Origin of the sequence: Colwellia sp. BRX8-5, from assembly GCF_014077325.1 — a bacterium.
GTDB lineage: Bacteria > Pseudomonadota > Gammaproteobacteria > Enterobacterales > Alteromonadaceae > Colwellia_A.
In genome coordinates, this window is the sequence record NZ_JACGVR010000059.1 from 1 (window position 1) to 7,263 (window position 7,263).

Here is a 7,263-nt window from a genome sequence, read left to right on the forward strand (position 1 = left end):
ACTCACATATTGTGTTGGAATTAACACCCTTAATTTTTGCTCAAAAGCTTGTTCATTAAAGCTCATTAAATCAAAAGATTTTGGTGCCAGTATCTCTAAAAGTTTTGGCGCAAGCAAAAGTAAATATATATTCGATTCAAAGCTAATATAACTACTGTCCATTTGAGGCGTCACATGAATGGTTAAATATTGCTGTTCGTTAATCGCATTGAGAGATAAAGAATCAGCCCAATGGGTTAAAGTAAAATTACTCTTTATTCGCTCAATAAACGAGAATAAGCAGCAGACAAGTAAGCATGATTGGGCGTTTTTTTTAACGACAGATAGTCAGCTAGATGATGAAAAAATACTAGCGGTTTATGCCTTACGTTGGGGTATTGAAGTTTACTTCAAAGAAGCGAAACAAAAACTCAGTTTTTTAAAAGAGCAAAGTCTTCATTACAGCGTTTACATCGCCTCAATTAATCTAACAGGATTAAGGTTTTGTCTCTTATTATCAGCCAAACATGAAGAAGGGGTGGCAAGGATTAGTGAGGTAATAAATTATTTTGAAGAGAGTCTAAGTTGTTTGAACTTTGCCAGTAAACTATTGCGATTATTTAAAGCATTAATGACTTTAGCAGTAAATAAATGGTTAATTTAACAAGCGTTGATAAATCTGATGTACTAGCGAAAATTGAGCAAACGGTGATTGATTTTTTAAGCAAGTCATGCAAATGGATAGTTTCACCTTACGTCAAGAAGGGATAGAGTGATGTAGAGTTCACTTTTATTAGATATAAGTGCCCCCCTAAACTTGAGTTAAATAATTAAACTAACCAGTATCAGTAAAAAAGAAATTCGATAGCGTGAGAATGAGAAACTTTCCGCGCTATAAAGTAACTTATAACTACCATCCCCTAGCAGTATTAAATTCAGACAAATACGTCCTTGTATAAACAGAATATTGTTGCTACTTTTTATGTGTACAGAAGTACAAAAAATAATAATATACAGGGATAAAATAATGGATAGTTTTTCATTAATAGGAAATAAAAGGCTACTACTTAGTGCTAGCTTGTCGTTTTTACTAATTTCATGTGGCGGTGGAGGAAGTGAATCAAAATCAGATGTTACTATAACCCCACCAGCTCCAATACCCACTGCAACACATCAAGATATTACCGTTATCGATGGATATATTCGTGGTGCTATCGCTTATATTGATCTTAATAATAATAAAACTTTAGATGATGGGGAACCATGGATTGAAACAGGACCTAGCGGTTTTGGTCAAATAGATACAACATCACTAGGACTTCCACCTGAAGATATAAAAGTGATTGTAATTGTTCCTCCAGGGGCGATAGATGAAAATACTATTAGTGATGAGAATCCCGATGGTATTCCTATTACAGAAGAAACAGCTTTTCAAATGCTTTCTCTACCAGGAGAAAACATTGCTACTCCTTTAACAACTCTTGTTTCGATCTCTGCTGAAAACAATGGTGATCTTAAAGCGGCTAAAACAGCAGTAGCGGAAAGTTTAGGCATATCTATAGCAGACCTTTCAACTGATTATTTAGAAACGGGAAGTCAAGAGCTAACGGTGTTATCTGAGCTTATGATTAAAAACCAAGTTATCCCTAAAGACTTAACCAATGCCGTTACTGCAGGTGAATTATTAGTTGCGAAAACTGTCTCTTCTCAAATATCCTCTATTATACAACAAGCGAATGAAAGTGGAGTATTAGTTCAAAATACAGAAGCAATTGGCGCGCTTGCAAATGCTACCGCATCATCTGTTATTAGTTTTGTTGAAGAAAATGCAGAATCATTAACGACTGAAACTAGCAAGAACTTTTCCGCTGTTATCGAATTAATTAATGAAACAACTTATAACTCTTTTGAAGCAATTATAACCTCTACCGAAGCAGTTTCAGCTGAAGTCATCGCTCAAACTAGCCAACAGGCAAGCGTAATGGGAGATGTCATTATTGATTTAATGGTAGATAATATCAATTCAGCTGATGGAATTACAGCAGAAGAAATTGCTGATGCTACCGTTATTGCCAATGTTATAAGTGAAGTTATTGAAGCTATGATTGCTGAAGATTTGGACGGTACTCTAGATATAAACGTATTAACTGAGATTGCTATAATTACAGCGGAGACTACTTTACAACAATTAACTCAACTTGAAAATAGTGGCTTAACTGACGAAGAAATCGCTGAAGCACTTGCTGTTGCCGCCGCTGAAACTGCAGCTAATTTAGAAGAAGCAGCAGAAGTTGGTATTGAACTTGATGATTTTGATGGCGATGGTATTGCAAATGATATTGACACTGATATTGATGGTGATGGCGTTTTAAATGACAACGATGCTTTTGATTATGATGCAACAGAATCTATTGATACAGATCTCGACGGTTTAGGAAATAATTCTGATCCAGATATTGATGGTGACAGCTATTTAAATATTAATGATGCTTTTGTTTTAGATGCTACAGAGTGGGTTGATAGTGATAACGACAATGTAGGAAATAATGCTGATACCGATGATAATGGTGATGGGCACAATGACACAGCATATAAAACTATTGCTCAAGAAAATGATGGTTTAATTGAGTGGGCTCAAGACTTTGTAGTAAGTCCTGATAGTAAGTTTATGTATATCGGTAGTGAAAATGGTCTATTGATTGTAACCTTAGATGAAAATGGCAAAGCGACTGATAGAACAGAACTTGTTACCCCGTCTGATTTAGGTTCTCGTTGGAGAACTTCGAGCTTTTATATAGATTTTTCTCCTAATGGTAAGTTGTATTGGGGAACGCAAGTAGAAATTAACTATGTTCAAGCTAATGTCATGATGGTTTTTGATGTCAACGAAGAAACAGGTAGTGTTGTAAAAGCACAAACCATTTCCTTTGAACAATCATCAGGTATTGCAGCCAATCAACCGGAAATATTCAAGTTTTCATCGGACGGCCAATTTCTTTACACAACTATGCATTATGGCGATGCCGGAAATGAATTACTTATCTATAAAATTGATGCTGACACTGGTCATTTAAGTTATGTAAGCAATTACGATTTAGATACTTTTGGTAATCCAGATTATGAACATAACTTTGATATTTCTTTTGATAATAAATATTTATATTACGGTTATACCAATTACGACACCTCCCCTTCATCCGCCGCCTTAGCTGTAATGATGCTTGATACTGACAAGGGATTTGTCATAGATTCTTGGGTACAGGAATTTGATATAGAATCAACGGGTTTATCTTTTGTGACATCTAAAACAAGTGATCGAGCATTTATGACTGCCGGTGGCGACTTTATGGTGCTAGATGTAGAAGCTAATGGTGGTTTTTCTGTTGAAAGCTCAATTGCTTATGACTCAACAAAACCAGCGTCTATGGCACTTAGCATCAATGAAGCTGAAAATTCAGCAATTGTTTTTAGCTCTGACTATGACACAAGCCTTAATCGAGTTGACCATATAACTATTGATGAAAGTTTTATTCCTGAACTTCAATATTCAAAAGTTGGTCTTAAAGAGTTTTCGTTATCAATAAGTTTTTCAGGCGATGGTAATCAAGCTAATTGGCTTGGATATTATAACGATATTTTATACACCTTAAATCTAGCCGATGAAACAATTAATGAAACACTATTTGGTGCGAAATACCTTGGTGGATTACAAAGTACAGTATTAACAGAAAACAGTACGTTATCATTGGATCGTCAAGCGAACTCGGTAAAAATTACTGATTCCGGTAGTGACCAAGGTTTAGTCACTAACCACTACGACAAGCCTGATTTAATAGGTACGCTAAGAAGTAGAGTTGCCCTAGATGTATCGACATTGCTTTTTATTACCAATGATTATGATACGGGGAACTCAAGAACTACTTATGTAACCGCAACTATTCCTGAAGAAGGTACCAGTTTATTAACTCCTATTACGCGTTATTTAGGTAATGGTGAAGAACTATATCGTATTTATACTGGCGTTAAAGTGCCACGGAAAAATCAACTTTTAGCTTATGAAAGAAGTGTTAATACCAGCCAAACAATTGGTTACTCGCTTTATAACATCGAATCAGATAATAGTTTGACCTTTGTAAGTGCTTTCGTTGCTGATGATGGTTATGTATCTAATTTCAATAGCCTGGTTTTTGATGGTGATAACTTTTATGTTGATGGTCAATCGTTTAGTTTGACTAACGATGAGATAACATCAATAGGTACTTTACCTAATGATCTGCACAAGTTTGTTTATGCTAAAGATAAAACGTTTGTTTATAGCCTTGTTGAAGAACAGTTAATCAGTTATGCAATTAATGCTGATACTGGCGAATTAACGCAAATGGCGATAGAAGAAATGCCGGGCACTTGGCGAATGACTAAAGTTTCAGAGCAGAATTTTTTAATCACCTCGTTAAACAAAAACCAAAACATTACCTTGAAATCAGTACAAGTAAATGATGATGGCAGTTTAACTCACGTGTCTACTTCTTCAGTTACCACTGAAAGTAATACAGAGTTCCTTGTTAATACCTACCCTGTTGAAAATAGCGATGTTGTATGGCTATTTGTGCAAGGTGGTTACTACGACGTGATTAAAGTTGAGATAGCATCTGATAGTGATTCTGATGGTGATGGCGTATTTGATAATGCCGATCTATTTGACTTAGATGCAACAGAAACAACAGACCTAGATAAAGATGGAGTTGGTGATAATTCTGACACTGATATAGATGGTGACGGCATAATAAATGATGAAGATGCTTTTCCATTAAATCGCTTTGAGTGGCTAGATACCGATGAGGACGGTCTTGGTAATAATTCTGACTATGATATCGATGGCGATGGTTACTTAAATCAAGACGACGCCTTTCCTTTAGATAGTACAGAATGGATTGACAGTGACGATGATGGCACTGGAGATAACGCTGATACTGACGATAATGGCGATGGGGTTGTAGATTCTGCGATTACTGTTATGGCACAAGATAAAGACGGCTTGATTGATAATGCGCAAGACTTTGTATTTAGTGCGGATGGCCGATTTATGTATGTTGGTGGTACTAATGGTTTACTTATCATTACTATGGGCGATGATGGACAAGTAACTGAAACGTCACAACTAGTAACACCTAGCGAACTTGGCTTAGTAAAGGTATCTAATAGCACTTATCTAGAGTTTTCACCGGACGGTAATCTCTATTGGGCGTTAAATGCAAAAAAAGATGACACTGATGGGGGGGCGTTAATGGTACTAAATGTTGACAGCACTGAAGGTACGGTTACTAACTCACAGTTTAGTTATTTGTCAGAAATTACTGATCTATCCTTAAATTTAGTTGAAATGTTTAAAATTTCTTCTGATGGTCGTTTCTTATATGCAACTGCGCATTATGGTACTAGCGATGATAACTTACTTGTTTATGGTATTAACGCTGATACTGGACATCTAACTTATATTTCTGCTTCTCCACTTGACCAATATCCTGATTATGAGCATAACTTTGATATTTCTAGCGATGATCAATATTTGTATTACGGCTATTCATCAGGCATAGCAAAAGTGCAAACTTTAACATTAGATCAAAATACAGGTGAAGTGTCTAGCTCGACAACTCAAGAGTTTCCCGACTATAACTCTAATGGCATGTCATTATTAACGTCTAAAACATCAAATAAAGCCTATATAGCGGCTGATGAATATTTCATGACGTTAGATATAGCAAGTGATGGTAGCTTAACGGTTGATGACACCATTAATTATAACATTCCTGGATCTATTGTTATGGCTATGGATATTAATGCCGAAGGCAACAAAGTGGTTATTAACAGTCAGAATAGTGGTAACCATAAAATTGATTACCTAACCATTAGTGATTCAGCGATTACTCATCATTTTGGTAATTCAAATCTAGATGATATGACCCTTGATATTCATCTTAATAATGATGGAAATAGAGTCACCTGGATTGGCTGGTATAATGATATCGTCAATAATATCGATTTAATTGAAGAAGAAACGATTAATCAACATAAATTTGGAGCTAAAGGGTTTGATAACTTAGCTAGCTTTGCGGTTAATAATGATTCAGTTGTAGCGATGAATAATCGTGGCAACGTTACAAGCATTGAAGACTTAGGTAATGGCTTAGGTTTAGCTACGAATATATTTCATAATTTACAATTAAGCAGTGAAAGCATTCGTTCGTCTTTATTGTTTAATGATAATAAAGTGATGTTTTTTGCCGATGACTTTTCAGTTGAACAGAGAAGAACACAATATACCGTGGCAGAAATACCAACTGCTGGCAGTGAACTTATTAATGTGGAAACATATTATTTAGGTGATGGTAGTGAACGATATAGTGTTTATAAAAGTATATTGCTTTCAAATAATCGTATTCTTACTTTTGAGCGTAGTCTAAATACTTTACCTAACGGAGAGTCTTTTGATTCAGCCCTTTATGCCGAGTCTTTTGGTTTAGCACTTTATTTAATCGAAGATGATAATACCTTAACCCTACTTAGCGCAATTTCAACAGATGTTTCTCAATTTGGGCAATGGGATTTGATAAAAGTTAATGGATCTGATATTCACCTAGCTGGCAGTACTTATAGCTATAATAGCGATGTCTTATCTGTAAAAGAGAGTGCATTTCCAAGTTTAACTCAGTTTGTTTTCTCTGCCGATAATTTCTATGTGTATAGTATTGAAGCTGCTGATGATACTACTGATGTAACTAACGATAAAATTGTAACCTATGCTCATGATATGGATACAGGGGCTTTGGTAGAGATTGCTGCAGAGTCGCTAGTGGGACATTGGGATATTTCTTTGTTAAATAACCAACAAATACTACTTGTATCAAAGAATATTGATAAAGCTATTTCGGTTAATTTAATGGATATAACAATAGGCGATAGCATAACAAGTGTCGCAACTGCAAAAATTACGACATCAACCGATATTGAATCTAAAGTCAATGTTCGTAGCTTCGAAAATACCGTTTGGTTGTTTGGTGCAAATGGTTATTATGACGTTATTAAGTTAAGAATCGATTAAATAACTCAGCTTAGATATAACTACAAAAGGGACTTAACAGTCTAATGCCGATCAATTAAACAATTTATAGCTTGATTAATTTGCTAATGAGATCAAAATCCAGTGATTGATATCACTGGATTTTTTTTATGCAACTTTCTACCGCGCTTTCTTTAGTTAATTCAAATAACGTCACCGAGTTCCAA

General features: G+C 35.3%; 2 protein-coding genes and 1 pseudogene. 2 read left to right on the top strand and 1 reads right to left on the bottom strand.

All coding sequences use genetic code 11. From position 1 onward, the window contains the following. Positions 1-162, bottom strand: a pseudogene (locus tag H4J62_RS20795) (hypothetical protein); the annotation flags it as partial. 16 nt (positions 163-178) lie between these two features. Here H4J62_RS20795 and H4J62_RS19790 point away from each other — a divergent pair. Together H4J62_RS19790 and H4J62_RS19795 are read left to right on the top strand one after the other, a co-directional pair. Continuing rightward, complete coding sequence (locus H4J62_RS19790; RefSeq protein WP_182218640.1) at positions 179-643, top strand: transposase; 465 nt, start codon at positions 179-181, stop codon at positions 641-643. 363 nt (positions 644-1,006) lie between these two features. Next, positions 1,007-7,078 carry a beta-propeller fold lactonase family protein gene (locus H4J62_RS19795; protein WP_182230623.1) on the top strand — a complete coding sequence of 2,024 codons (6,072 nt, stop codon included), beginning with the start codon at positions 1,007-1,009 and terminating at the stop codon, positions 7,076-7,078. Positions 7,079-7,263: the final 185 nt, after the last annotated feature.